Annotated in this window: 16 protein-coding genes and 1 pseudogene; 9 read left to right on the top strand and 8 right to left on the bottom strand. The window is 63.7% G+C overall.

Annotation, left to right across the window (positions count from 1 at the left end; all coding sequences use genetic code 11):
* Positions 1 to 17: 17 nt before the first annotated feature.
* Positions 18 to 1409: a flavin-containing monooxygenase gene (locus ACFQZZ_RS21810; protein ID WP_378683681.1), complete on the bottom strand. Its 1392-nt coding sequence runs from the start codon at positions 1407 to 1409 to the stop codon at positions 18 to 20.
* Positions 1410 to 1518: 109 nt separating this feature from the next.
* Between ACFQZZ_RS21810 and ACFQZZ_RS21805 the strand changes: the two genes are divergently transcribed.
* A complete protein-coding gene (locus ACFQZZ_RS21805) occupies positions 1519 to 2157 on the top strand; it encodes a TetR/AcrR family transcriptional regulator (protein WP_378683678.1) in 639 nt (212 codons plus the stop codon).
* A gap of 10 nt (positions 2158 to 2167) precedes the next feature.
* Here the strand turns inward: ACFQZZ_RS21805 and ACFQZZ_RS21800 are convergent, their stop codons facing one another.
* Positions 2168 to 2350, bottom strand: coding sequence for an alpha/beta fold hydrolase (locus tag ACFQZZ_RS21800; protein ID WP_378684110.1), 183 nt, complete (start codon positions 2348 to 2350; stop codon positions 2168 to 2170).
* A gap of 259 nt (positions 2351 to 2609) precedes the next feature.
* Here ACFQZZ_RS21800 and ACFQZZ_RS21795 point away from each other — a divergent pair, with 259 nt between their 5' ends.
* The 3 genes from ACFQZZ_RS21795 (at position 2610) to ACFQZZ_RS21785 (ending at position 6470) form a co-directional block, all read left to right on the top strand.
* A complete protein-coding gene (locus ACFQZZ_RS21795) occupies positions 2610 to 4322 on the top strand; it encodes a tetratricopeptide repeat protein (RefSeq protein ID WP_378684107.1) in 1713 nt (570 codons plus the stop codon).
* A 226-nt stretch (positions 4323 to 4548) separates the two neighbouring features.
* Entirely contained in the window at positions 4549 to 5394 is an 846-nt protein-coding gene (locus ACFQZZ_RS21790) for a hypothetical protein (RefSeq protein ID WP_378683675.1), read from the top strand.
* Positions 5395 to 5618: 224 nt separating this feature from the next.
* Positions 5619 to 6470 (top strand): hypothetical protein, encoded by an 852-nt coding sequence (locus tag ACFQZZ_RS21785; protein WP_378683673.1) that lies wholly within the window; start codon positions 5619 to 5621, stop codon positions 6468 to 6470.
* 6 nt (positions 6471 to 6476) lie between these two features.
* On the opposite strand, the gene ACFQZZ_RS21780 is transcribed toward ACFQZZ_RS21785, so the two are convergent.
* From ACFQZZ_RS21780 to ACFQZZ_RS21765, 4 genes are all read right to left on the bottom strand, one after another.
* Positions 6477 to 7514 (bottom strand): LLM class flavin-dependent oxidoreductase, encoded by a 1038-nt coding sequence (locus tag ACFQZZ_RS21780; RefSeq protein WP_378683670.1) that lies wholly within the window; start codon positions 7512 to 7514, stop codon positions 6477 to 6479.
* The gene (locus ACFQZZ_RS21775) at positions 7511 to 8026 is read right to left on the bottom strand and encodes an SRPBCC family protein (RefSeq protein ID WP_378683668.1); all 516 of its coding nucleotides are present in this window, start codon (positions 8024 to 8026) and stop codon (positions 7511 to 7513) included. The genes ACFQZZ_RS21780 and ACFQZZ_RS21775 overlap by 4 nt, the downstream gene beginning before the upstream one ends.
* 77 nt (positions 8027 to 8103) lie before the next feature.
* Entirely contained in the window at positions 8104 to 8604 is a 501-nt protein-coding gene (locus ACFQZZ_RS21770) for a winged helix-turn-helix transcriptional regulator (RefSeq protein ID WP_378683666.1), read from the bottom strand.
* A gap of 224 nt (positions 8605 to 8828) precedes the next feature.
* The gene (locus ACFQZZ_RS21765) at positions 8829 to 10343 is read right to left on the bottom strand and encodes a putative glycoside hydrolase (RefSeq protein ID WP_378683664.1); all 1515 of its coding nucleotides are present in this window, start codon (positions 10341 to 10343) and stop codon (positions 8829 to 8831) included.
* 201 nt (positions 10344 to 10544) lie between these two features.
* Between ACFQZZ_RS21765 and ACFQZZ_RS21760 the strand changes: the two genes are divergently transcribed.
* Positions 10545 to 11549: a polysaccharide deacetylase family protein gene (locus ACFQZZ_RS21760; RefSeq protein WP_378683661.1), complete on the top strand. Its 1005-nt coding sequence runs from the start codon at positions 10545 to 10547 to the stop codon at positions 11547 to 11549.
* 170 nt (positions 11550 to 11719) lie between these two features.
* Here ACFQZZ_RS21760 and ACFQZZ_RS21755 read toward each other — a convergent pair whose 3' ends face one another.
* Both ACFQZZ_RS21755 and ACFQZZ_RS21750 read right to left on the bottom strand, forming a co-directional pair.
* Positions 11720 to 12949 (bottom strand): NAD(P)/FAD-dependent oxidoreductase, encoded by a 1230-nt coding sequence (locus tag ACFQZZ_RS21755; protein ID WP_378684104.1) that lies wholly within the window; start codon positions 12947 to 12949, stop codon positions 11720 to 11722.
* A gap of 277 nt (positions 12950 to 13226) precedes the next feature.
* Positions 13227 to 13862 carry a TetR/AcrR family transcriptional regulator gene (locus ACFQZZ_RS21750; RefSeq protein ID WP_378683658.1) on the bottom strand — a complete coding sequence of 212 codons (636 nt, stop codon included), beginning with the start codon at positions 13860 to 13862 and terminating at the stop codon, positions 13227 to 13229.
* Positions 13863 to 13936: 74 nt separating this feature from the next.
* Between ACFQZZ_RS21750 and ACFQZZ_RS21745 the strand changes: the two genes are divergently transcribed.
* The 4 genes and pseudogenes from ACFQZZ_RS21745 to ACFQZZ_RS21730 form a co-directional block, all read left to right on the top strand.
* The gene (locus ACFQZZ_RS21745; protein WP_378683655.1) at positions 13937 to 14344 is read left to right on the top strand and encodes a RidA family protein; all 408 of its coding nucleotides are present in this window, start codon (positions 13937 to 13939) and stop codon (positions 14342 to 14344) included.
* A gap of 645 nt (positions 14345 to 14989) precedes the next feature.
* Positions 14990 to 16030, top strand: coding sequence for a ParB/RepB/Spo0J family partition protein (locus tag ACFQZZ_RS21740; protein ID WP_378683652.1), 1041 nt, complete (start codon positions 14990 to 14992; stop codon positions 16028 to 16030).
* Between the two features lie 130 nt (positions 16031 to 16160).
* The gene (gene asnB / locus ACFQZZ_RS21735; protein ID WP_378683650.1) at positions 16161 to 18008 is read left to right on the top strand and encodes an asparagine synthase (glutamine-hydrolyzing); all 1848 of its coding nucleotides are present in this window, start codon (positions 16161 to 16163) and stop codon (positions 18006 to 18008) included.
* Between the two features lie 177 nt (positions 18009 to 18185).
* Positions 18186 to 26230: pseudogene (locus ACFQZZ_RS21730) on the top strand (SDR family NAD(P)-dependent oxidoreductase); the annotation flags it as partial.

Below are 26230 nucleotides of genomic sequence, written 5' to 3'. Positions count from 1 at the left end.
GAGGAGGGGATTCGGGGTCAGGCGATTCGGCGTGCGACGGCTAGGATCGGGCGCAGTACGCTGCCGGGCAGGCTGCGCGACGTATCCTGCTGCGGCTCAGGGACATTCGTCCCGCTGATGGCAGTAGCGGGCGAGCCGGACAGCAGCGAGCGGAGCGTGGACAGCTGGGTCATGGTGCGCACCAGCCACCGGCCACGCAGCACCTCCCAGCGCAAATCCGGTCCACCCGCGAGGATTTCACCGGACGGCTTGGACACGTGTGCGTAGAGATCGCCGACCGGAGTACGCAGGCGCTGTTGCAGCAGCGCTGCCTCGGCCAGCAGGCGGGAACTGTTCATCAACAGCATGCCCGCGCCGGAGCGAGGCGCGACCAGTCCGGCGAAGTACAGATTGGCCAGGCCCGGAGCGAAGGTGTGCGACACCAGCCGCGGCTGCCCTCTTTCCCAGTCGAGCAGTCCGTCGCGCAGGAACGGGAATGTGGTCTTGAACCCGGTCGCCCAGATGATGGTGTCGTACTCGCCACGGGTGCCGTCGGTGAAATGCACCGTGCGACCGTCGAAGCGCGCGATCTCCGGGCGGACGGTGATCCGGCCGTGCTTGAGGAAATACGGCAGCTGCTGGTTGACCACCAGGTCTTGCTCGAAGATCCGGTGTTTCGGCTTCTCCAGTCCGAAACTGCGGTAGCTTCCCATACCGAGCGCGACGATCGACCGGAAGATGGCCTCCTGCGCCAGTTTCGGTACCGGCGCCGAGCCGACATCGAACTTGCCGCTCGGTATGCCGAACACATACTTCGGGATAAACCAGTAGCTGCGGCGCAGCGAAATCTCCGAATTCCCGAATGTCACCGCGGCTTCGACGGCCAAGTCGCAACCGGAGTTTCCGGCGCCGACCACCAGTACGCGCCCGCCGTCCAGGTCGGCGGGGCGCTTGTAGTTCTTGGAATGGATCTGCTTGCCGGTGAATTCGCCCGGGTACGAAGGGATATTGACGTCCCAGTAGTGGCCGTTCGCGATCACGACACCGGCGTACTCGCGCACCGCGCCGTTCGCGAATTCGACCCGCCAGCCTGCCGATCCCGAATCATCCAGCGGCGCGACGTCGGTCACCAGCGTCGCGAACTCGATCCGGTGATCCAGGCCGAATTCCGCGGCGAAGGCGCGCAGGTAGTCGCGCATCTGTGCGGCACTGGGGAAGTCCGGATAGTCGCCGGGCATCGGATAGTCCGGATACTCGGTGACATCCTTCGAACTGATCAGGTAGGTCGAGTCGTACACCCCGTGCGACCAGTTGCCACCGATCGACTCGGTGGCCTCGACATGGTCGTAGTCCAAGCCGAGATCCGTGTATGCCTTCGCCACCGCCAACCCGGTGTATCCAGCCCCGATGATGCAGTAACGACGCGCCATTGCGACCTCCAGTAAAAGCTACAGACTGTGTAGCTACAGTGAGTGTAGTATTTGCCACGGCGCTGCCGGATGTCAAGCAGCACCCGGAGCAGAAAGGTGGACGGCGACCATGGCCGAACGGCGAAACCGCACGTACGCACCGCGAATGGCCCCCGAGCAACGGCGAGAACAACTCCTCGACGCGGTCCTGCACGTGATCGTGAAGCACGGCATCCACAAGGTGTCCATCGACACCGTGGCAAAGGAAGCGGGCGTCAGCCGCCCGGTCGTCTATGGGCTATTCGACGACTCCGACCAGCTACTGCGCGCCTCCCTCGACCGCGAGGAGACCGCGGCACTGAGCCAAATGGCCAAGGCCGTGCCGTTGGCGACGACCGGCGACCCGATCCGGGCCATGTCCGACAGCCTCGAGCACTTCCTCGCCGCGATACAGTCCTCGCCCGATCGGTGGCGGGCCATCTTTCTCATCGCCGACGCCAGCACCCCCGCCTTCCGTCGCCGCCTCGAACGCGGCAGGCAGGCATTCATCGCCGCACTCGCGACCTTCGTGCGGGCGGCGACACCACCCGAGCGGCTTCCCGCGGTCGACGTCGAGCTCACCGCCCGCACCATGTACTCACTGTTCTGGGAGGCGGGCCGCCTGGTGCTGGCCGATCCCGAAACCTTTCCCCCGCAACGGATTCGCGACTACGCCGACACCCTCATCCCCGCCCTGCCCGCATTCCACGACCCGAAAGCACCCCACTGACCGACCGGTGTCACTCCGGCCCTGCGCACCCGCACACTCGATCCGAGCCGTGCTTGCTGAGGTATCGCACGATCTCGGCTGTGCCCGCGGAGTGGCCGACCAGCGTTGCATTCCGCAGGTCGAGGTGCTTCAGCGGGGCGGCGAGAGCGTCTGCGAGAGTGTCGAAGTCGTAGCCACCGCGAGAACCATCCAGTCGACCAGGCTACGGTGCAGCAGCGGCGAAATCGTCGCGCATGTGAGGGACACGTGCTCCCTCGCGCGGGGGACCTCGCGGCCTTCACTCGGCTCGAAGGTTGTCTTCCGTGGCGCTGGTAGCGGGGCTTGCGCACGGCCTGGATGTCTCGGCGCGCGGGTCGATGCAGTGGTCGCCGTGTCGGCCGTCGCGCGAGACGAAGTCCGATGGCACGATCGTCGGCAATGCTGTGATCGACTCATCGCGGGGGACTCAGGAGATGGCTGTGGATTACTACGATCTCGGGAAATACACGCGACCGGTGACAACGTCGTCGGCTGCCGCCCAGCTGTGGTTCGACCGGGGTCTGATCTGGACCTATGCCTTCAATCATGAAGAAGCCGTTCGATGCTTTTCCCGGGCTCTGGATGAGGATGCCGACTGCGCGATGGCCTTCTGGGGTCTGGCCTATGCGCTGGGGCCCAATTACAACAAGCCGTGGGAGTTGTTCGACGAGACGGAGCTGGCCGACACCGTCGTGCGCACCTTCGACGCGACGCGGCGGGCGGTCGCGCTCGTGGATTCGGTAGCGCCGGTCGAGCGAGCGATCATCGAGTCGCTCGCCGCGCGTTATCAGCGCAATCGGCCCGACGGTGACGGCTCGGCGTGGAATCGTGACTACGCCGAGGCGATGCGCGCGGTCTATGAACGGTTTCCGGATGACATCGACGTGGCGGCACTGTTCGCCGATGCCCTGATGAACCTGACACCGTGGGGGCTGTGGGACCAGCACACCGGTGAACCGGGCGTCGGCGCGCACACTCTGGAGACCAAGGCGGTGCTCGAGCGGGCGCTGCGCGGCGACGAAGGCCGCGCACATCCTGGTGCGCTGCATATGTACATCCACCTGATGGAGATGTCCGCGACGCCGGAAGACGCGCTGGCGGCGGCCGATCGGCTGCGCGGATTGGTGCCCGATGCCGGTCATCTCGAGCACATGCCCTCCCACATCGATGTGCTGTGCGGGGACTACCGGGCGGTGGTGTCGTCCAACTCGGCGGCCATCGTCGCGGACGAGAAGTATGTGCACCAGGCGGGCGAGATCAACTTCTACACTCTCTACCGCGCGCACAACTATCACTTCAAGATCTACGGCGCGATGTTCCTCGGACAGTCCGAAGTAGCCATGAAAACTGTTGCACAGCTGGAGAACTCGATCTCGGAGGAACTGCTGCGTGTGCAGGTTCCGCCGATGGCCGACTGGCTGGAGGGGTTCCTGTCGATGCGGGCGCACGTGCTCATCAGGTTCGGCGAGTGGGCGGAGATCATCGACCTCCCGATTCCGAAAGACCAGGACCTGTACTGCGTCAGCACCGCGATGTTGCACTACGCCAAGGGCGTCGCCTACTCGGCGACCGACAACATCCCGCAGGCACGCGAGCAGCAGCGACTCTTCCATACCGCCCTCGACCGAGTCCCGGAAACCAGAACGCTGTTCAACAACACCTGCCGCGACATCCTCGCCGTTGCCTCGGCGATGCTGGAGGGTGAACTGCAGTACCGAAAAGGCAACTACGACAACGCCTTCGACGCCCTGCGCCGAGCGATCGAACTCGACGACCACCTGCCCTACGACGAGCCATGGGGCTGGATGCAGCCGACCAGGCACGCCTACGGCGCATTGCTGCTCGAACAAGGCCGTGTACCTGAGGCCGAAGCCGTCTATCGTGCCGACCTCGGCATCGACGACAGCCTGCCCCGCGCCGCACAGCACCCCGCGAATGTGTGGAGCCTGCACGGATATCACGAATGCCTGGTCCGGCTCGGCAAAACCGGCGAAGCCCTGATAATCGCCCAACAGCTGAAACTGGCTGCCGCCGTAGCGGATATCCCGATCGAGGCATCCTGTTTCTGCCGATTGTCCGTCGCCGCGAATGACAGCAATGGGCAACCTGACAGCCACTGCTGCGCGGTTCCCGCTCAACCGAGGTGAGTCCGAGCGGGAAGTCGAGCAGGATGCGAATGTGCAATTTCTTCGCTAAACAAACAAAATGGCAGTTTGTGTCTCTCACTCCATTTCGAGTATTCGACTACTCATGCGCTGACGCGCTGTCGAGGTTCAGAATCTGACTTGGCTGCACGCTGCTTCGACCAATGCCGTGTCGGCGCCGGTGCGCAGTAGAAGGCCGCAACAGTCGATCCGGAAAGGAACCAATGAAATGGGAAAGATTCAGTCTATCGAGAGTGGCTCGGATTTCACAATCACCTTGAATGCGAACAGTGGAAGTATTTCAGCAGGAGGCAAAGGTAAAATTGGATTGCTACAACTGCTGGACAGTGCCGGAAAAGCCACCCTTTCGCTGGGGGCTGGAGGGTTCCTTCCCGGTATATTCGTCAGCACTGACAACAACTCTGCTCTGCTCAACAATCAGGGTCTATTCTTGAACGGATCGCGTGACCTGCCCGCGCTCGTTCGTCTTCAGGTCAACGGCAAAAAAACCATTGAACTGGACGGAAGTGGCGGGAATATCTGGCTGGGCGGCAACGGAAAGGATGGTGATTTGGTAATATTTCCGTCCGCTGCCACTGATACTCATAACCTGGACCAGGCCAGCATACATCTGCAAGGGCAAGAAGGAGATATTCTCTTGAAGAATGCGGATTGTGCTGAAGAGTTCGACCTGGCGGAATCCGCGAGTGTTGAGCCGGGGACCGTTATGGTTCTTGATCAGGAGGGTAAGCTGCGGCAAAGCGAGGAATCTTACGACAAGAAAGTAGCCGGTGTCATTTCCGGTGCCGGCGACTATAAACCAGGAATCGTCTTGGATAGGAAACATTCGCAAGATAACAGGATGCCGGTAGCCTTGATGGGTAAGGTTTTTTGCCGAGTCGATGCCGAGTATTCGCCAATCGAGGTGGGTGACCTGATGACTACATCCGCCACCCCTGGTCACGCGATGAAGGCAGACGATCCGACAAGAGCTTTCGGCGCGGTGATCGGGAAAGCATTGCGTTCGCAGAAAGAGGGACGGGGCTTGCTGCCCATTCTGATAGCCCTACAGTGAGGGAAAATAAGGCAGCCTGCGTGGACATCATGAAGGCGATGCGTTCTCCCCGACCTGAACAGTGGGCAAAATTCAACCATGGAGAGTCCAATAAATAAGGCCCCTGTGCCTGAAAAGTCAGAGGATCGAAAATGTCGACTAGTGTTCGTTCAATCTTGTCGAGGGAGACGCGTTCGGATCCCTTAAAGCTCAAAAGTCTTGCGAAGAAGCATAGCGTAAGGAGCGTGCGAGCGCTGCTTGCCTCGGTCGCCGCCCATGAGCACCATCGGGCGCTCTATGGGAAGTTCGGTCCTTTGGGTAAGTCGATCGGGCCGATCGGTCTTTCCGACGGCGCCTGGGTGATGCCGACGGAAGTCGGGCTTGTGGTGGCTCAGCTCGGGAATTGGGACTGTTCAGCATACGTCACCCACGTTGCTAAAGTCGAATACCTCGCCGTTCGTGTCGACCGACCCAACGAGACGTATGATGACCCATACATAATCTTCGGCGTTACTACGCTCAATCCAAATCACCGTGGAGTGGATGAGCTTGTGGCGGTCAGGAAAATAGGGCCGTTGGACGACGTATCGCGGCGGAAGGTGTACTCGGAGACGACTACTATCTGGGAAGATAGAATCGTTTCCGGTACGGGGATTCAAATTAACATCGGCGCCTGGGATTACGACTTGGGTTCTCCTGGTGAGGTAAGAAAGGCGATAGAAAAGAAGGCCAAGGAGTATGCAGAGAAGGGGGCCAAAGCGATTGGCGCAGCGTTCCGGTCGGGAGAGAAGGAGGCAGACCTGATAGTAGACTCAGAAATAGGAAACTTGGCGCTCCAGCTACTTTCCCTTGGCCTGGTCGAAGTCTTTGACCTAGGTGACGACCGGATTGGTCAAGTTAACGTCGATGTTCCGCTTTCAGAGATTAAGGCTTTATCCACTCAGGAAGGCTACAACGCCCGGAGAATCATTGCCGATGGCCTCGAGTTCACTCACAAGGTCTCCGTCGAGAGTGAGGAGGGTAGGTACACCGTTTGGTTCAGGGTAATGGGCCGGGAAGTTCCGCCAATACCGTGTGACCCGCAAGTCGGACAGTGATAACCGTCAGCCGACCTCGGCGACGAGGTCGATGGCGCGGCCGAGGGTGGTGAGCCGATCCTCGGGGGTGTCGCCCGCGGGATACAGCCGGACGGTGTCGATGCCCGCGTCTCGCCAGACCCGGAGGCGGTCGCGGACCATGGGTTCGGTGCCGATCAGTGTGGTGGCCAAGACCATTTCGTCGGTGACCAAAGTGGTGGCGCCGATTCGATCGCCGGCTTGCCAGCGGTCGCGGATCTCGCCGGTGACCTCGGACCAGCCCTGTCTGCTGTAGGCGGCGTTGTAGAAGTTGGTGTCGGCGCTGCCCATGCCACCGATGCTGAAGGCGAGTTCCATTTTGCGACTCTGGATGTGGGACTGCAGCAGTTCTTCGTCGTCGAAGAGGGCGACCTCGGCGCCCTGGCAGGCGTCGAGATCCTTGCGGGATCTGCCCGCGGCGACGAGTCCGGCATCGAGGTGGTCGAAGTAGGCGTCCGCGCCCTCGGGCACGAAGCTGGTGCCGAGCCAGCCGTCGGCGATCTCGCCGGTCAGTGCCAGCATCTTGGGCGAGAGGGTGGCGAGATAGATGGGAATTTCTGGGTTTGCGGCTTGCGACAGTCGCATAGGTCTGGCCTCGCCGGGCAGCGGGATCTGGAATGCCTTGCCCGAGAAGCGGATCTTTTCCCCGGCGAAGGCCTGGCGGATGATCTGCACCGTCTCACGCATCCGGGTCAGCGGCCGATCGAAGGGCACACCGTGCAGGCCCTCGATGACCTGCGGACCGGACGCGCCGAGCCCGAGCAGGAAGCGTCCATCGGACAGGTCGGCGAGGGTGAGCGCGGTTTGGGCGATGACAACGGGAGTTCGGGTGCCGAGCTGAATAATGCCGGAGCCCAACAGGATTCGGTCGGTGCGTGCGGCCAGATAACCCAGCACCGAGGGGGCATCCGATCCCCAGGCCTCCGCGACCCAGCAGATGTCCAGGCCCAGCTTTTCCGCCTCTAGCACGAAGTCCAGCCGCTGCCCTGCGGCATCGGACACCTCGATCGTCGTCGCGGTCCTCATCGGTCACCTGCCGCTTCTGCGCGCTGCTTGATGGCGGCGACTGTCCCGGTCATCGCGGTTTCGAACTCCCGCATCCGGACGAAGACGATCTTCTCTTCCTTGTCCGGCATCTGGTCGATCGCGTATGAGAGCCCCGATCGGCCAGGACCCACGCGGACCCACTGCGATAGCTGCGTGCCGCCGTCGCGGGGCTGCAGGGTGAACCGCCAAGTGGCTGTCGGATTGTCGGGATCCTGTACGGCCCAGGTGAATACGTGTAGGGGGTCGCATTCGACCACGTAGGAGGTGGTCGACCACTCGCCAAACGCCGCATGACTGTTCCGGCCGACGAACGTGCTGCCGACAGCGGGCCCTGCCGCGTCGAGCCAGCTCGCCGATTGCAACTCCGGACTCATCTCCGGCATCGACTCGACGTCGGTGACGATCTCCCAGACCCGTTCCGGCGGAGCATCGATCCACGTCTCGACCTCCGCGGTCGGACCGTCGGCGTACTTTGCGCCCGTCCATTCCATGGCAACCACCTCTCTGTGACATGCCTTGCGATGGATAGTCTCGTAGATAGACTTAGCATGTCAATGGGCGGAAGTGGCTACTCCTTCGAGAAGCGTCGGGCGATTTCGGGCCGCTCGGCCAGGCGTGGCGGATACCCAGGCCCCATCCGCATGCGGGACTCCTCGATGGGGATCGGTTCGCCGCAGTGTTCGCAGACGACGTTCACCTGAGTGTCGTGACCGCACCGGGTGTGGTGCAGGACGACCGGCGGCCCATCCTCGGTGGCGAGCCACCGATCGCCCCACTTCGACATGGCCAGTAGCACGCTCCAGAAGTCGGCGCCCTTCTCGGTGAGCACGTACTCGTAGCGCACCGGCTCGTCGTGATAGGCCTGTTTTTCGAGCAGCCCTTCGTCGACCAGCCGGCGCAGCCGCTCGGAGAGCGTGGTGCGGGCGATCCCGAGTTCCTGTTGAAACTCGTCGAAGCGCCGAATCCCATAGAACGCCTCGCGCAGCACCAGTGGCGTCCACCAGTCCCCGAGTAGATCCATAGTCCGCGCGACCGAGCACGGCCAGCGTGCGAAGGAAGTCCGTCTCATGATCCCAAGCATAGGGGGTCCTATGGTAAGACTTGGCTGGTTAAGGCGGTGGACTTGCCAGTTTCCGCTAACCGCGAAGCTGTCGGCAGGCTGCGTCCGGCACCGTCTGTCAAGGCGCTGGGGTGGCTGCCCGAACGGCGGTCGATGCCGGGAAACGTCGTGCCCATGGCTCGTCGGCGAGACCGACTGTGGCGGCATAGATTTTGGCGGTTCGGCCCGGGAGTTCAATTCGGGGTGATCGCCCCGGAGTGGTAGCGGCTGGCGGCGTTCCAGAGGAAGAAGCTGTGGTCGCCCGCCGCCGCCGCGCCATCGATCTGGGCTCGGACCTCGGCGTCGCCGTAATTCACCCCGAGGCTGAAGTCCTGCAACCACGGAATGACCTGGGCGTGGGTGCCCTCGGTCTGTTTGTGGAAGTCCGCGAGCGAGCGGAACACGATGTCGTACGGCTGGGAGTTCGGGTTCGCGACGTCGTATTCGCCCGAGTTCCAGTGCGAGGGGTAGAGCATCGGCGCCACGTAATCGACGTACTCGGCGATCAGTGGAATGTCTTGAGCGATCTCGTCCGGTCGGGTCGAGGCGATCCCGAATACCGCAGCACCCAGATGTGAGCCCCTGTCCCGCACCGGGTCGCGACTCTCCCGTAGGAACTCCGCGATCGACACGCTGGGCGTGTCGGTCAATCCGGGGAACCGCATCTGTGACAAGGCGCCGTCCGGACGCCGGACATAGTCGTACATGATCCCATCGAAGCCGAGTTCGGCCGCTTCGGCCGCGAGATCGATGTTGTACTTGCGGATCTCGGGATTGGCGAAGTTGGTGAACGCGATGGCGCCATAGTGACTGGAATACGGCTGACCGGAGCCATTCTGGATGACCCAATCCTGATGTCCTTCGCGCCAGGCCCATTCCGCCATTGTCGGATCACGGAACGCCACGATTCGGCCGACTACGCTCAGCTTCATGTCGTGCAGTTGTCGCAATACGGCGCGGGCATCGTAGATCCCGGCGACGGCACCAGACTCTCGTGCAAGCGGCACCTGGGAGTCATAGCCGACAACGCCGTCCTCGTCCTTGATGTCGAGTTGGACGGTGTTGATGCGCCCCTCGCGCGCCATGTCGAGCACGGCCTCGCGCAGACCCTCGTGCATCCACCCGTATGCGGTCACATGCACCGCCTTGATCAGCGGCACCTCGACAGCCGTTGTGATCGCTGTGGTCGCCTTGTTGCCCGCCGCGTCCACGGCGATCATGTCGACGCCGACCGGGGCGCGCGGCAATGTGATCTCGAAGGAGCCGTCCGCGGCGGTCGGCGCCGACTGCGCACCGACCGATACCCGGTCGGCCCCGGTTGCTTTGCCGCGCAACATGACCGGCTGCCGATAGGACGGCACGCTCGCGGGCTGACTCAACTCCACCGTCGGCGGCTCGGTATCCACGGTGAATGTCTTCGCGACTCCGGGTCCGGCCTTCAGGAGGCCGAGCAGGCCGCCGGATCGGATCTCGGCGGTGAACCTGTGTGCCCCGTCGGGCAGGTTTCCCGGCCGGTAGATCATCGCGTTGCCCGCGACTTCGCCGATGACCGACTTGCCGTCGAGCTCGAGTCGCATGTCCTTCGGATTGTGACCGCGGGCATCCACCCGCAACTCCAGCGCACCCAACGCCGCCGCGCCGACAACACCTTCCGGGAGCCCCACCACCGTCAATCCCTCGGGTTCCGCCCGGAACGCACCGATGGTCACCGAAGCGCCGAGAATTGATAAAACTGCGATAACCGCTATTGCCAGCAGTCGACGTCGTCCTGTAGGCAAGACCGGTTTGTTCACGCGCGCACCAACTTTCCTTTGTTGTTTTCCCTACTATCCACCCCGAGGGTCAGAAAGCAGCCACAATTCACCTGATGTCGCAGCCAAAAATACTTGCCGCCCAGTAATGTTGGATCGGTGCCGAGGAATGCGCTCATCGGAATCAGCATTGTCTTGTCGGCGTGGGCTCTGGTGCCCGCCTGTGGAACACCGAAGGATCCAGTCACCGCTGTCGTCGAAATCGGGTCGCCGCCAGCGCCGACGAGCTCGGCGCCTGACCCGGCCGCTGTAGCGGCGAACGAGCTCGGGCTGGTGCCGGTCCTGATGTACCACCAGCTGACGCCATCACCGGTGAGCGAATACGACCAGACGGCTGGGGAATTCCGCCTCGAACTCGAGCGGCTCTACCGCGAGGGCTACCGCCCGGTGACCGCCGCCGACTACATTTCCGGCCGCATCGATCTCCCCGCGGGCACGCACCCGGTGGTGCTCACCTTCGACGACTCGACCATCAGCCAGATCCGATTCACCGACGACGGCAACGTAGCGCCGGACACCGCGCTCGGTATTCTCGCCGAGTTCGCCACCCGGAATCCGGATTTCGCTCCAAGAGCCACCTTCTACGTCAACAACGAACCCTTCGGCAACGACCCGCGAGCTCTGCCTTGGCTGGCCCGACACGGATACGAGATCGGCGCCCACACCGCGTCCCATGCCAATCTCGCGAGCCTGGACGGCATCGGCGTGCAGCGCGAGTTAGTGGAAAACGCGCGCGTCATCAGATCCGCAGCGCCGCAGAATGATTTGCGCACCATGGCTTTGCCGCTCGGCATATTCCCAACCGACCACGCCCTGGCTGCCGAGGGCAACTGGGACGGCACCCCGTACAAGTTCGACGCCGTGATGCTGGTCGGAGCGGATCCCGCCCCTTCCCCATTCGGCAAGGTCGACCCCCTGGGGATCCCGCGGATCCGGTCCGGCAAGGGCGAGGTCCCCTTCGACTCGGCCTACTGGCTGGATCGGCTCGCCGAGAACCCTGCCCAGCGCTACACCTCCGACGGCGATCCGAACACAGTCAGCTTCCCCGAAAGCCTGGCGGGGGAACTGGCTTCACCGCGATCCCAGCGGACCAACGCCTACTGATACCCCCGTGTCCCAGGAACCCCGACGGACCTGGCCTTCCTCGTTCAACCGCTGCCCGTGGAAAACTGACCGGCGTCACTGGGCGAGACACGTGCTGCGCGGAAGCACCCGCCACCACCGAGATCGTTGCCTCTTCTGTCGGATTATGTATCCATCAGCGCGATCGGTAGTCAGTGGGCGGACTCGGGTCCGTGCTCGGGCGCGGCCTGCAGTTCGGGCGCGGCGGCGGCCAGCAACGCGTCGCGGTCGCGGCTCAACGGAGGATAGATACGCCGGGTGTTGATGGCGCGCTTGGTGTCTTTAGCCTCCTCGCCGCACGCGACCACGTGGCGGTTCCAGCCCTCGGTATACACCGCGCCTGCCGGTCCCAGATCGAGAACCGTTACATACCAAGGGATCCGCAACGGCTTCACGGGCTTGCCCAGAAGATCGCCGATGACGTTGTATCCGGCCCATCGGCCCATCGGGCGGCTGTGCTGGCAGGACATCACCGACATATGCTCGTCGTCCATTCTTGCGGCGGCGACGTCACCGGCGGCGAATACCCCGGGCACACCGCAGACCCGCAGATAATCGTCGACGGGGAGTCGACCCAGCCGATCACGGTCGACCCCGAAGTCTGCGGTCAGCGGGTTGGCCCGCATGCCGGCACACCAGACGACGGTGGCGGCGGTCACCACTTCACCCGAGGAGAGCGTCACGCCGCGCTCGTCGATGGCGACGACCCCGACGCCCAACTTGGTCTCGATCCCGGTGTAGGTCAGCGCCGCCTCGATGACCGGTCGCGCCGATGAGCCCATGTCCGAGCCGACGAACGGGTTGCGGTCGATCAGGATGACCCGCGGTGCGACGGCACACGTGGCAAAGGCGTCGGCGAGCATTGCGGGCAGCCCAGTCGCCTCTTCGATTCCCGTCAAACCTGCCCCGACGACGACTACTGTCGCGGCCGCCGGGTCAGCGGGGCCTTCGGCAAGCCGGCGCAGGTGGGCTTGCAGTCCGGTCGCTGCGTCATGGGTGTCGATGTCGAAACCGAACTCCCGCAGGCCAGGGATATCGGGCTTGACCACCTGGCTGCCCAACGCGAGCACCAGCCGGTCGTAGCCGTGAGCGCCCGCGGTGGATTCCACGACCCGCGTCAGAGCATCGATCGCCGTCACTTCGCCGATGATGTGCTTGATTCCGACTGGATCGAGGAGAACGCTCAGCGGGATGCGGGATGTGCTCAGATCGGTCTCATAGTCGCGCACGCGGATGTCGTGGTACGGCGTGGAACTGATCATCGTGACATCGACGGTTCCGACCGCCACACCGAGCTCGTCAAGCCGCCGGGCCGCCGCGAGCGCCGCCCACAGACCCGCAAACCCGGACCCGAGAACCACGACACGCGAAGGGTCGGTCACTGCAGCGCGCTGCACATCGTAATTTTAATACTCCAGCCGGACTGCGTGATCGTCGATGCTGCTGGTCGGGGCGATGGAAGTGGGGCGGCCACCGCGTGATCATGTTGTGTTTTGTTTGGCCGCGCTCCAGGCGGGCGAAGAGGTAGGGGAGGGACGTCATCGGTTGCACGGCAACGCCTTCCGCTGTCGCGGCAAGCCACATCCGCTGCATGGCGCGGCCGCGGCCGCCGCCGATCTGGGCGAGGCACTCCATCCGCGCACCGCAATTTCGGGGGCCTCAGGCTGTGTCGATGCGAGGCTCGAGTGCTGAGAGCTGCCAACCCGATTCCACCGATCGGCGGCATTGTTCGGGATCATCGCCTGCCGCGGTGAAGAGTGCGGTCAGCATGGGAATGCCGTACGCGAGTGCTTCGAGGGGCAGCGGGCCGGTGGTGACGAGGGTTGTCAGTCCATGGCCGATGGCCCAGCTCTGTGTTGCCAGCTCGAGCGGATCGACGTCCGCGCGAAATCGTCCCACTGCCTTGGTTCGTTCCACGGCGCGCACCAGGCGCAGCAGCGTTTCGTCGGCGGCGGTGGAGTCTTCCAGGTCGAAGCTCGCATCGAACATCACCCGGTACAGATCGGGGTTCTCCAGCGCGTTGGCGAGGTAGGCGATGCCGAGCGCGGCTTGGTCTCGTACCGGGTCGGAGGTCACGGTGACTTCGGCGAGCTTCGCGGACAGCCGGGTGAAACCTTCCTGTCTGAGCACCTTCCAGAGGCCGTCCATGCCATCGAAGTAGGTGTAGACGGCCATTGTCGAGACGTCGGTCCCCGCGACGAGGGAGCGAAGTGTCAACGGCTCTCTCGTCCGGAGCATCTGCGCGGCTCGTTCGATCAGCATCGACCGAATACGGGGATTCTTGGTGCGAGCCATGGCGCCACATTACATAGCGTTGTTATGGTTTGCTCTGGCCGCCGCGCATCGCGGACTGGAACGAAGGAGTGGTCATGGTTGTGAAGCTTCTCAATCCCAATGGATTGCCGAAACCCGATGTTTACCGTCAGCTGTCGATCGCCGAGGGGTCGAAGCTGGTGTTCCTTGCGGGTCAGGTCGCCCGCGACGCCGACGGAGGTCGGGTCGGCGAAGGCGACTTCGCGGCCCAGGTAGAGCAGGCGTACCTCAATGTGGCGACAGCCTTGGCGGAGGTCGGCGGCTCGTTCGACGATGTCGCGAAGCTGACCATCTATGTCGTCGACTGGAGCCCGGAGAAGATGCCGTTGCTCGGCGAGGGGGTTGCCAGGGCGGCCGCGAAGTTGGGGGTCGACCCGGTCAAGCCGATCACGCTGTTGGGTGTGTCCGCGCTGGGCGAGCCCGACATCATGGTGGAGGTCGAAGCCACCGCCGTACTGGACTAGGTGCGGCTGGGCCTCGCGGTCCGGGGTTCTGGCGTATCGGGGGGTAGCTCGTATGGCGTTTCGTTGACCGCGCGGTCATGACGGTCGGCGGCATCGGTCCTGCGTCTGTCGAAGCAGGGCCGATGCCATACCCTCGATCGGGCAGGTCGCCTGCCGCGGCACCCGGAACCTGTCCGATGTAGCCGGTCATGAGAATTCGCTGAGTTTATCTTCTTCGTCCTCCCCTTTGTGGTAGAGGATGTCTGCACGGTGTGGATTAGTATCGCTGAGGCACGAATAGTCGTCTGCACATTCGTAGCGGAGTTCCGTCCTCCGGTAAGTTCTTGCCGTTATTAATGATGGCTTGACTTCCATGAACTGCACGTTCCTTCGTGGCATACCACATAGTGTGCGGAACGAACTTCTTCAGCGCTGGGAATCCACGGTAACTTGCGCAAATTGGACACCGCTGGCAGGCTTGCTTCTGGGCGGGCGGCTATCTCTCGACCTTGCGGTCGAACTGGTTGAAATGATGTTCGGCATTCGTGCGCATTAATTCTGCTGGTTGGATTGTGGGGGTCTGGCGCGGATCAACGAGAATACGTCGCGCGCGAATGCCGGCAACGTGGCCTGCGAAGCTCTTGTAATGGAGTAAGGGGTGCATCGATGGATAGTCTTGCGGTAGCCACCGAGAAGCTGATACCACTCTACGAGCAGCGTCCGGCTGGTTCCCGTGGTGCTTTATTGTCGGAAATAGCCGAAGTCCCGATCGAGCGGATTCGCGTGACGGACTCGCCGCGAACGGGTGGCGAGAACGCGCGGCACATCAGCCAGCTCGCCGAGGCATCCGGCCGGTTGCCACCGATAGTTCTCCACCGCCAGACAATGACGGTGATCGATGGTGTGCATCGGCTCCGGGTTGCCCAGCAATCCGGCGCGGTGTCTATCAACGCCGTATTTTTCAACGGTGATGAGCGAGACGCCTTCGTCCTTGCCGTCCAGCTGAACAGCTCGCACGGCCTGCCACTCTCACTGGCTGACCGGAAGGCGGCGGCGGTGCGGATTCTCGGAGACTTCCCCGAGTGGTCCGACCGCAGGTTGGCGGAGGTGGCAGGCCTGTCGGACAAGACGATCGCGGCCATCCGAAGACGGTCGGGTGCGGAAATTCCGCACCCGCCCCCCGGCCGCCTAGGGCGGGATGGACTGATGTACCCCAACGACTCCGGTGACCGCCGCCGCCGTGCGAAGGACTTCCTCGAAGCGAATCCCGATGCGTCGGCGCGGGAAATCGCCCTTGCCGCTGGCATCTCCCTGACCACGGCGAAGAACATTCGGCGTCGACTACGCGACGTCGACAGCGTCAAGCCGCAGCGACGGCACGAAGGCAGCGCCACAGCGGAGCGGAGCGCCGCGGGAGCCGGTGTACCGGGGGATGGTTCGCCGCATGTGCGCCAAGAGTCCGCGGATCCGATGCAGATGGTGCGCCGATTACGTGCGGATCCGTCGCTGCGTTTCACCGAAGTCGGCAGACGGCTGCTGCGACTGCTGGAGGTTTCGACCTCCGAGCCGGTCGAATGGCGATCTATGGCGACCAGTCTTCCCATCCACTGCGCGCCGACCGTCGCGGAGCTGGCGCGCCAACATGCGGAGAACTGGATGGCTCTTGCCGAGTCGTTGAGTCGTCGTATCGATCAGAGCGACGGGTAATTATGTCAAGCGGGCAGAATTAATTCTTCGACATCGACACAGGCGGGCAAACAATCCGGTGACCACGACTTTTTATAATTGGAATCCGCTGTAGTCTGTGCGCAAAGCTCAATTCTCGGAGGATTAGATCATGTGTGGAATAACCGGCTGGGTCGACTTCGAATCGGATCTACGGTCGCAACGCGCAATAGTCGAGGCGATGACGGAGACAATGTCTCTGCGTGGACCTGATGATGGTGGAGCTTGGGTTGCGCCACACGCGGCGCTCGGCCATCGCCGGTTGGCAGTTATCGATCCGCGCGGTGGGGTCCAGCCGATGGTGCGAGACAGTGCCGTATTGACATACAGCGGTGAGGTCTACAACTATCGAGAATTGCGCCGAGAATTGATCGGCAAGGGCCACGAATTCACCACGCAGAGTGACACCGAGGTGGTGCTGCGCGCCTATCTGGAGTGGGGCGAGGATTTCATCGGCAAGCTCAACGGCATGTATGGATTCGCCATCTGGGACAGTGCGAAGGAAGAACTGCTGTTGATTCGGGACCGGGTGGGCGTCAAGCCGGTCTACTACTACCCGACCCCGAACGGCATTATCTTCGGTTCGGAACCGAAGGCGATCCTGGCCAACCCGATGGCGCACCGAAAGGTCGACCTCGACGGATTCTGTAGCTTCCTCATGCTGCAGGCGAACATGGGCGGCCATACGCCGTTCGACGGGCTGATCGAACTGCAGCCGGGCGAGTATCTGCGGGTGACCAGGGCAGGCATCGAAAAGCGCCGCTACTGGCAGCTGGAAGCGCGGACGCACGAGGATGACCTCGACACCACCGTCACCAAGGTCCGGTCGCTCATGGAGGACATCGTCGAGCGCCAACTGGTGTCCGATGTTCCACTCGGCATGCTGCTGTCCGGCGGTATCGATTCGAGCCTGCTGACCTCGCTGGCGGCCCGCTCCAACGGCAACAGCGACGTGCTGCATTCCTTCTCCATCGATTTCGTGGGGTACTCCGCCTCGTTCGACCAGGCCGCGGACGCACTGCGCGGCACCGACGACGGTCCGTTCATTCAGCAGGTCGTCGACTACGTCGGCTGCCTGCACAAGGGGATCAGTGTCGACACCTCCGACCTGTCGGATCCGGGTGTGCGGCGCGCGGTACTGCGGGCCTGGGATCTGCCGAATCACCTCGCGGACATGGACGTCTCGCTGTATCTGCTGTTCCGCGCGGTTCGGGAGTACTGCACGGTGGCGATCTCGGGCGAGGGCGCCGACGAAGTCTTCGGCGGTTATCCCTGGGTGCACGACGAGAAGGTGCTCGAGGTGCCGATCTACCCCTGGATGGCCTTCCAGGTGATGCAGGGGACGCCGGGACCGTTCAGCCTGTTCAGCCCCGATGTCATTCAGCGCACCGGCATGTTGGAGCGGCTCGGTGGCATGTACACCGAGGGCCTGGCCGAGGTGCCGCGGCTCGATGGCGAGTCTGCGTTGGACGCTCGCATGCGCGAGGTGAACTACCTCGATCTGACCCGGTTCATGCGGGCGTTGCTCGACAGGAAGGACCGCACCAGCATGGCCGTCGGGCTCGAGGTGCGGGTTCCGTTCTGTGATCACCGGCTGATCGAATACCTGTTCAACGTCCCGTGGTCGATGAAGAAGCGCGACGGCGTGGGGAAGTGGCTGCTGCGCGCGGCCGCGGGCGACCTATTGCCGGAATCCGTTCTGCACCGCCCGAAGTCGGCATTTCCCGCCACCTTGGACACCGGTTACGACGACATGCTGCGCACCGGTCTGAAGCAGATCCTCGACAACGGGGACGACGAGCCGATCCGGCCGTTCCTCAATACCGAAGCGGCGCAACAGATTGTCGACGGCACCGATCCCGCGGGCGGGGGCGCGTGGAAGCGGCTGCGAACCGAAAGTGTGCTCCGCGCCAATGCCTGGATCAAAGAGTACGAAGTGGACATGAGCGCGCTGTCCTGAGCGTTGTAGACAGCCCGGTTCAGCGTCAAATTTTCGAAAATATCAGGGTGTGGGTGGCTCATGACAGAGAACGTTGTTGAGGATCCGTCGTCGGCTCGGCTGCTGGAGTACTTGAAGAAAGTAACGCTGGAACTGCTGGAAACCCGAGACGGGCTGAAGCGGCTTCAGGCACGGGTGGATGAGCCCATCGCGATCATCGGGATGAGTTGCCGGTATCCCGGTGGAGTCGAATCTCCCGACCAGTTATGGGATCTGGTGGCGTCTGGTACGGATGCGATCAGTGAATTCCCTTCCGACCGTGGCTGGGATCTGGATCGATTGTTCGACCCCGACCCGAACAAGACTGGCACGGTCTATACCCGCGAAGGTGGATTCCTTTCGGATGCAGGTGATTTCGATGCCGCGTTCTTCGGTATCGGTCCCCGGGAAGCGTCGGCGATGGATCCGCAGCAGCGGTTGCTGCTGGAGGCGTCCTGGGAGGCATTGGAAAGTGCCGGAATAGATCCGCTGTCACTGCGTGGTAGTGATACCGGTGTTTTCGCCGGGGTGATGTATCAGGACTATGGATTCTCCGCGCAGTCCACCGCCGCCGAAGGATATGTGGGAACCGGGTCGGCGGGCAGTGTGGTGTCGGGTCGGGTGGCGTACTCGCTGGGTTTGGAGGGCCCGGCGGTGACGATCGATACGGCGTGTTCTTCGTCGCTGGTGGCGTTGCATTTGGCGTGCCAGGCCTTGCGTCAAGGGGAGAGTTCTCTCGTTCTGGTCGGTGGTGTGACGGTGATGTCGACGCCGTTGCTGTTCGTGGAGTTCTCTCGTCAGCGGGGTTTGTCTCCGGATGGCCGGTGTAAGGCGTTTTCGGCGTCGGCGGATGGTGTCGCGTGGTCTGAGGGTGTGGGTGTTCTTGCAGTAGAACGGCTTTCGGATGCGCAGCGGCTCGGCCATAAGGTGTTGGCGGTTGTGCGTGGTAGTGCGGTCAATCAGGACGGCGCGAGCAATGGGTTGACGGCTCCGAATGGTCCCTCGCAAGAGCGGGTGATCGCACAAGCGTTGGCTAATGCCGGGCTCGGTGCCGCGGATATCGATGTCGTAGAGGCGCATGGCACGGGTACGACGTTGGGTGATCCGATCGAGGCGCAAGCGTTGATCGCCGCCTACGGCCAAGATCGCGGCAAACCGCTTGGGGTCGGTGCGCTGAAGTCGAATATCGGTCATACCCAGGCTGCTGCTGGTGTCGGTGGTGTGATCAAGATGGTGCAGGCGCTGCGGCATGAAATCTTGCCTGCGACTTTGCATGTGGATGCGCCGTCGCCGCATGTGGATTGGTCTGCGGGTTCGGTGCGGCTGCTGACGGAGAGCGAATCGTGGCCCAGTGGTGAGCGGGTGCGTCGTGCTGGTGTGTCGTCGTTCGGGATCAGCGGCACGAATGCGCACGTCATCATCGAGCAAGCACCGACCGAGCTAAACGAGCCGACTACTGGTGAAGACAATGGAAATGGCGGCCTGTCGCAGTCGAACGGTGCGGCTGGTTCGGCGTCGGCCGAAACCGTCGATCCCGCGCCGATCACGACGGCCTCGACACCGTGGTTGATTTCGGCGAAGAGCGAGGCTGGGCTACGCGAGCAGGCGGGTCGGCTGCAGCAGTGGCTGCGCGATCATCCCGGTGTGGAGCTGGCGGATGTTGCCTATTCGCTGGTGCGTTCACGGGCGCAGTTGGAGTGGCGTGGGGCGGTTGTCGCCGGTGATCGTGACCGGATGTCGGCTGGATTGGCGGACCTTGCTGCTGGTTCGACTGTTTCTGGTGTGGTCGAGGGCAGTGTCGGTTCGGGTAAGACCGCACTGTTGTTCACTGGTCAGGGTGCGCAGCGGGTCGGTATGGGTGCTGGTCTCTACGAAGCCTTCCCGGTGTTCGCGGCAGCCCTGGATGAGGTCTGTGCGCAGTTCGATCCGTTGCTGGGCTGCTCGCTCAAAGAGCTGATGTTCGCTGGACACTTCAGTGGGGGCGGTGCTGGGAACAGTGCTGTAGGTGGCGGGTTCGCCGGGAGCGGTGCTGAGAACGTTGCTGCGGGTGGTGGGTTCGCAGGGGGCGATGCTGAGAACGGTGCTGCGGGTGACCGATTTACCGGTGGTGGTGCTGAGAACGGTGCTGTAGGTGTCGGATTTGCCAGCGGTGGTGCTGAGAACGTTGCTGCGGGTGACGGAGTCGCCGGAAGTCGTGCTGAGAACGTTGCTGCGGGTGACGGAGTCGCCGGGAGTGGTGCTGAGAACGTTGCTGCGGGCGATGGAGTCGCCGGGAGTGGTGCTGAGAACGTTGCTGCGGGTGACGGATTCGCCGGGAACGGTGCTGAGAACGGCGCTGCGGGTGACGGATTCGCCCGGGACGGTGCTGAGAACGGCGCCGTGAGTGGCGGGTTCGCGGGCGCGGTTTTGGATCGCACGGAGTTCACGCAGCCTGCGTTGTTTGCGTTCGAGGTGGCGTTGTTCCGCCTGGTCGAGTCGTTCGGTGTCACGCCGGATGTGTTGATCGGGCATTCGATCGGTGAGCTTGTCGCCGCTCATGTGGCTGGTGTGTGGTCGTTGTCGGATGCGTGCACGCTGGTGGCGGCGCGTGGCCGGTTGATGGGTGGGTTGCCTGAGGGTGGGGCGATGCTGGCGGTGGCTATCGATGAGGACCAGGCACAGGAAGTTATTGCCGGTCGTGGCGGTCGTGTATCGCTTGCGGCGGTGAATGCGCCTGGTGCGGTGGTGTTGTCCGGTGATGAGGAGGTGATTGCCGAGATCGAAGCCGTGCTGGTTGCCGAGGGGCGTAAGGCCACTAGGTTGCGGGTGAGTCATGCGTTTCATTCGGCGCGGATGGAGCCGATGCTGGCGGAGTTCGCGCAGGTGGCCGAGGGTTTGACCTATGAGTCGCCTCGGATTCCTTTGGTGTCGAATGTTTCTGGTGAGTTCGCTGGTGACGAGCTGTTGAACCCTTGTTATTGGGTCGACCAGGTGCGTGCTGGAGTCAGATTCGCGCCTGGTGTCGAGACTTTGGTCGGTTCGGGTGTGCGTCGCTTCTTGGAGCTGGGCCCGGATGCCGTTCTGGCCGCGATGACTCGGCAGTGTTTGCCTGAGGACTCCGAACTGCGCTCGCTGGTGGCTGCGGCGGGGCGGCGTGGGCAGGACGAGGCTGCTCAGTTCGTCACGTTCTTGGCGCAGGCGTATGCGGCGGGGGTCGGTATCGAGTGGGATGTGCTGTTCGCGGGCCGATCGCTATCGCAAGTTACTTTGCCCACCTACGCATTCCAGCGTCAGCGCTACTGGCACGATCCAGAGCTCGCGCCCAGCGGTATCGGCGACGTGACGCAAGCCGGCCTGGTGTTCCCCGATCACCCACTCCTCGGTGCTGCGGTGGAGCTGGCGGGCAAGGACGAATGGTTGTTCACCGGCCGCATATCGCAGCGGACCCACCCATGGCTGACTGATCATGTCGTGCTCGGGACGGTGGTCGTCCCTGGAACGGCGATGGTGGAGATCGCACTGTGCGCTGGCGACATGCTCGGCTGCGCGGTGGTCGAGGAGATGACGCTACAGGCACCGGCGATCCTTGCCGCAGACCTGGCCACTGAGCTGCAGGTCACCGTCGGCGCCGCGGACGCGGATGGCGGCAGGGCGGTGGCCGTCTATTCCCGAGTCGAGGGCGCGAGCGACGGCGAAGCGTGGGTACTGCATGCCACCGGGGCCTTGGCGGTCGCCGACGCGTCGCCGATACCCGACGACTCGGACTGGCCCGCCGAAAGCGGTGAGCCGATTTCGGGCGAGATGCTTTATGACCGGCTGTCGCAGTGGGGATTTGGTTACGGCGCGGCTTTTCAGGGCGTGACAACGACGTGGCGGCACGGAACCGAAGTCATTGCCGAGGTGTCATTGGACGAAGCCGTCGCAGGCCAAGCGGCGCGGTTCGGGGTCCATCCCGCGTTGTTGGATGCGATGTTGCACGGCGCCATCGACACCCTGGTGCCGAACCTGCCGTCGGGGCAGCTGCCATTGCCGTTCTCCTTCGCGGGCGTACGCGTGCACCGGCGCGGCGCCGACGCAGTGCGCGTTCGAATCACCCGCATAGGTGACTCCCAGATACGGATCGAGGCTGTCGACGACGCGGGTGCTCCGGTGCTGACTGTCGAGTCCTTGCTCGCACGCCCGATCGACGTCCGTGCTCTCGACCTGGCCGGCGGCCACGGCCGCGGCACGATGCTCGAGCTGGAATGGACGGAGGCAATCGGCGCCGCCCCCGTCGCGCCCCCGTCCATCGCGATTCTCGGGTCGGCGCCGCTACCCGGCATCGAGCAGCGCTTTCTGAACCTGACCGATCTGCTCGCGGCCGAAACTCTGCCCGACGCGGTGTTGTGGGTGGCCGAGCCCGGGGACGGCCCGGAGGACGCGAATATCGCTGCGGCAACTCGTGATCGAGTGCATGGCGCGTTGGCGCTGCTGCGCGACTGGTCAGTGGCGGACCGATTGACCGATACGCAGCTCATCGTGGTGACCCGCAACGGCGCCGCGCTGCCGGGGGAGGTTCCCGATCTGGCTGCGGCCGCGGTGTCGGGCCTGGTGCGCAGTGCCCAGTCGGAGTATCCCGGGCGATTGCTGCTTGTCGATCACGATGGCGCCGACAGCTGGGCGGCGGCGGTACCCACCGTGCTGGCGCTGGCCGAACCTCACATCGCGGTGCGCGGGAGCCGACTACTGTTTCCCCGTCTCGCAGACGCCGCCGGGTCGGTCTCTGATGTGGGCACATCGATCGAGTTCGGAACGGGCACTGTGCTGATCACCGGTGGCACCGGTGGACTCGGCGCGCGGGTGGCTCGGCATCTGGCAGCGGTGCACCACGTACGAGATCTGCTGCTGGTCTCGCGGCGGGGCGAGCAGGCCGACGGTGCCACCGAACTGGTGCGGCAGCTGGGCGGACTCGGCGCGCAGGCTCGAGTCGTCGCGTGCGACGTCGGCGACCGCGCAGCGCTGCGGAAACTGCTCGACACGATTCCCGCGCTGACCGGCATCGTGCACGCGGCGGGTGTGCTCGACGACGGCACGATTCGAACTTTGACCGCCGAGCAGGTGGACCGGGTACTGGCCCCGAAGGTCGACGCGGCTTGGCACCTCCACGAGCTGACCCGGGATCGCGGCCTGGCCGCCTTCATCATGTTCTCCTCGGTGGCCGGGGTGCTCGGTTCGGCCGGGCAGGGTAACTACGCCGCGGCGAACGGTTTCCTGGATGCGCTGGCGTACCTGCGCCGCGCCGAGGGTCTGCCGGGTCTGTCGGTGGCATGGGGGCCATGGAACCAGGACAGCGGCATGACCGATGGCCTGGACCGCGCGGGTTTCGCTCGGTTCGAGCGGTTGGGCGTGCGACCGCTCGACGACGAGCTCGGTCTACGCTTGTTCGACTCGGTGCTGGCGGTCGGAGCGCCGCTGCTCGCCGCGGTGGAGCTCGACCGGCCTGCGCTGGCGACCCAAGCGCGCGCGGGACTATTGCCCGCGGTACTACACAAGCTCATCTCCGTTCCGGCGCGGCGCGCGGGGAAGGGCGCGGCGTTCGCGCAGCGGTTGGTATCGACTCCGGAAGACCAGCGAGACGCGTTGGTGCTCGGGTTTGTGCGTGAGCATGCGGCGGCGGTGTTGGGGCACGCGTCGGCAGAGGCGATCGATGCGCGAGCGCCGTTCAACGAGTTGGGTTTCGATTCACTGGGTGGGGTGGAGTTTCGCAATCGGTTGGCGAAAGCGACCGGGTTGCAGCTGCCTTCGACGTTGGTGTTCGACTACCCGACCGCGACGGCGGTGGCCCAGTTCGTCCGCGCTGGTATCGAAGGCGCCGGCCTCCGTGGCACCGTGCGCCGGACCCGGTCCCGGGCACAGGTCGACGAGCCGATCGCGATCGTCGGGATGAGTTGCCGGTATCCCGGCGGGGCCGAGTCACCGCAACAGCTCTGGGATCTGGTTGCTGCGAGGACCGATGCGATCAGTGAATTCCCCTCGGATCGTGGCTGGGATCTGGATCAGTTGTTCGATCCTGATCCGGACAAGCCCGGCACCGTTTACGCCCGCGAAGGCGGATTCATCAGGGACGCGGGCGATTTCGATGCGGCGTTTTTCGGTATCGGTCCTCGGGAAGCGTCGGCGATGGATCCGCAGCAGCGGTTGCTGTTGGAGGCGTCGTGGGAGGCGTTGGAGGACGCTGGGATTGATCCGTTGTCGTTGCGCGGTAGTGATACGGGTGTTTTCGCGGGTGTGATGTACCAGGACTACGGGTTTTCCGTGCGGTCGGTGGATCCGGCAGCGGAGGGCTATCTGGCGACGGGGTCGGCGGGCAGTGTGGTGTCGGGTCGGGTGGCGTACTCGCTGGGTTTGGAGGGCCCGGCGGTGACGATCGATACGGCGTGTTCTTCGTCGCTGGTGGCGTTGCATTTGGCGTGCCAGGCCTTGCGTCAAGGGGAGAGTTCTCTCGTTCTGGTCGGTGGTGTGACGGTGATGTCGACGCCGTTGCTGTTCGTGGAGTTCTCTCGTCAGCGGGGTTTGTCTCCGGATGGCCGGTGTAAGGCATTCTCGGCGTCGGCGGATGGTGTCGCGTGGTCTGAGGGTGTGGGTGTTCTTGCAGTAGAACGGCTTTCGGATGCGCAACGGCTCGGACACAACGTGTTGGCGGTTGTGCGTGGCAGCGCGGTCAATCAGGACGGGGCCAGCAATGGCCTGACGGCTCCCAATGGGCCGTCCCAAGAACGCGTCGTGGCCCAGGCCCTTGCCAATGCCGGGTTGTCGGCAGCCGATATCGACGCCGTAGAGGCGCATGGCACCGGTACGACGTTGGGTGATCCGATCGAGGCGCAAGCGTTGATCGCGGCCTATGGCCGAAATCGTGAGCAGCCACTGCGGGTCGGCGCCCTGAAGTCGAACATCGGTCACACCCAGGCTGCGGCCGGTGTCGGTGGTGTGATCAAGATGGTGCAGGCGCTGCGGCATGAAATCTTGCCTGCGACTTTGCATGTGGATGCGCCGTCGCCGCATGTGGATTGGTCTGCGGGTTCGGTGCGGCTGCTGACGGAGAGCGAATCGTGGCCTAGTGGTGAGCGGGTGCGTCGTGCTGGTGTGTCGTCGTTCGGGATCAGCGGCACGAATGCGCACGTCATCATCGAGGAAGCACCGACCGAGCACGTCGACGCCGCCGGCGGCGTCACTCCGCGCGGGACCGATACGGTGCCGGTCGCGGACTCGAACGGGATCACCGGCTCGACCGATCCGGCACCGATCACGACTGCTGCGACGCCGTGGCTCGTATCCGCCAAGAGTGCGGCGGGGCTGCGGGCACAGGCCACGCGGCTGCATCGGTGGCTGTCGTTGCGTCCGGACCCAAATGTCCTGGATATCGCGCACGCACTGATGAATTCACGGGCTCAACTGGAGTGGCGTGGCGGAGTCATCGGCCGCGATCGCGCGGGGATGCTTGCTGGTCTTGCTGAGCTCGCTGCCGGTTCGACTGCTTCTGGTGTGGTCGAGGGCAGTGTCGGTTCGGGTAAGACTGCACTGTTGTTCACTGGTCAGGGTGCGCAGCGGGTCGGCATGGGTGCTGGTCTCTACGAAGCCTTCCCGGTGTTCGCGGCTGCTTTGGATGAGGTCTGTGCCGAGTTCGATCCGTTGTTGGGGTGCTCGCTCAAAGAGCTGATGTTCACCGGAAACCTCAGTGGGGGCAGTGCTGAGAATGGTGTTGCGGGTGGCGAGTTCGCCGGGAATGGTGCTGAGAATCGTGCTGTAGGTGGCGAGTTCGCTGGGTGCGGTGCTGACGTTGCTGTAGGTGACGGGTTCGCCGGGAGTGGTGCTGAGAGTGTTGTTGCTGGTGGCGGGTTCGCTGGTGCGGTTTTGGATCGTACGGAGTTCACGCAGCCTGCGTTGTTTGCGTTCGAGGTGGCGTTGTTCCGGTTGGTGGAGTCATTCGGTGTCGTGCCGGATGTGTTGATCGGCCATTCGATCGGTGAGCTCGTCGCCGCTCATGTGGCTGGTGTGTGGTCGTTGTCGGATGCGTGCAAGCTGGTGGCGGCGCGTGGTCGGTTGATGGGTGCGCTGCCGGTGGGTGGGGCGATGCTTGCGGTGGCCATCGATGAGGACCGGGCGCAGGAAATCATTGTCGAGCATGGTGATCGCGTGTCTGTTGCGGCGGTGAATGCGCCTGGTGCGGTGGTGTTGTCCGGTGATGA

Origin of the sequence: Nocardia sp. GCM10030253, assembly GCF_042675075.1 — a bacterium.
Taxonomy (GTDB): domain Bacteria; phylum Actinomycetota; class Actinomycetes; order Mycobacteriales; family Mycobacteriaceae; genus Nocardia.
Note: the sequence above shows the minus strand (reverse complement) of the source record. Positions and strands in the feature narration are given on the sequence as shown.